Origin of the sequence: Litoreibacter roseus (assembly GCF_009811795.1) — a bacterium.
Classification (GTDB): Bacteria; Pseudomonadota; Alphaproteobacteria; order Rhodobacterales; family Rhodobacteraceae; genus Litoreibacter; species Litoreibacter roseus.
On record NZ_BLJE01000023.1, the window covers coordinates 1 to 1,636 of the forward strand.

A 1,636-nucleotide genomic window follows, 5' to 3' on the forward strand; every position below is an offset into this window, starting at 1 on the left:
CAACGTCCTATGTCGGGAAGAATTGGCTGCTTAGGTCAGCAGGTCATGGGGCATCCGATTGATCGAATGCCCTTTTATGTTTGCCCAGACGGGCTCTGCCGTCAAGAAGTGGTCTCTCCCATAGCAAACACAAGGTACGCGCGATGGCGGCCTTCACCGTCCTTAAGACGAGATCCTAAATCCCAAGCAGAAAGCCCGAACATTATCTACGAGGTCAGCAAGCTGCCTCCACGGCCACTACAGAGAGAGGTCCTTCCGCCTGGGCACGCCCGCTTCAAAGAAGGGGCGATAGGGTTCGCCGTGTTTGACCACAGCGTGTACGGTTCGCGCCATTTTGGCTGAGATTGCTGTATATGCCTTGCGTCTCAGATGCGCGTTGTGTCGATCTTTGGAGATGTATCGCTCGAACTTGTCTCTGAAGCTGTTGGTGCGCTTGAGAACTGCGGTCTGTCCGGCCATCCAAAGTGTCCGACGCAATCGGGCGTTCCCATATTTTGATATCTTGCTCTGTCCACGGAACGTGCCGGATTGCATTGTCGCGAGATCTAGCCCACAGAACTTTAGGAACTGCCGATGGTGCTGGAAACGGCGCAGATCACCGGCTTCGGCCAGGATCGTCATCGCATTGATCGGGCCAATGCCAGGGATGGTCGTCAACAGTTGGTAGTCGGGGAGATCAGACAGCAGCTCGACAGCTCGTGCTTCGATCTCATCACGCTGGCGAATAAGGCTACGCCCTTCTGCCAGAACCAATCGGAACATGTGAATAGCGTCCGATTCTGGGTGGACAGGTAAGCCCACAGAAGCAACTGCTGTGGCGTAAATATCTGAGAGCATTTGCTCTTTCCCGACTTTGCGGCCCACAACTTGCCATGCGTCCTTGATAAAATCTTCCCGGCTCATTGCCGAGATCATATGCGGCAAAGGATACCTATCGAGGAAAGCCAAAAACCAATCTGTACGTGAACTTCGATGAAAGCGTTCGGCTTCGGGAAAGTACAACGGCAGATAATGTGTCAGGATGCGGTGCCAGAGTTCGGTCTTCGAATGCGATACGATCTCATGGGTCTTAGACAGCTCCTGAATGTCGGCGGTACCAGTGACCAGCGGGTCGTGAAAGAATTGGACGGCACCGATCTCTAGCATGTGCAGGATGACCTGCGCGTCCTTGGGATCGTTCTTGTCCCAACTGTTGTGCAATGCCTCCCGTGTTCGCGCCAAACTTACCGAAGATACAAGCTTCAACTCGAACCCTGCCTGGCCAAGATGATGGGCAAGCGTGCGATGGTAATTGCCGGTCGCTTCGAACCCGATCCGCACCGGCAAGTCGTAGCTGGCAAGGATGCCAACCAGCCGCTGGAAATCCTCAAGCGCGTTCGTGACCGTCAATTTGCGCCGGCGCTTCTTGCCCGGGATACCGATCAGGATCTCATGCCGATATTTGGAAATGTCGATAGCGACCAACAGGGTCGAAGCGGTAGAATAGCTGGCGGTCATAGCCGGTCTCCTCATCAGTGTGGTTTGTGCAAAACCACTGTTGAGACCTGAGACCCGGTTATGGCCACCCGCTGCGCTATCCGAGGGCTACGCGCGTGGCCATAACCTACAAACAGCGCTTGTTCCCGACGTGCTATGG

1 pseudogene is annotated in these 1,636 nt (G+C 54.8%); it reads right to left on the bottom strand.

From position 1 onward, the window contains the following. Positions 1-206 precede the first annotated feature (206 nt). Positions 207-1,497, bottom strand: a pseudogene (locus KIN_RS22185) (IS110 family RNA-guided transposase). Between the last annotated feature and the right edge of the window lie 139 nt (positions 1,498-1,636).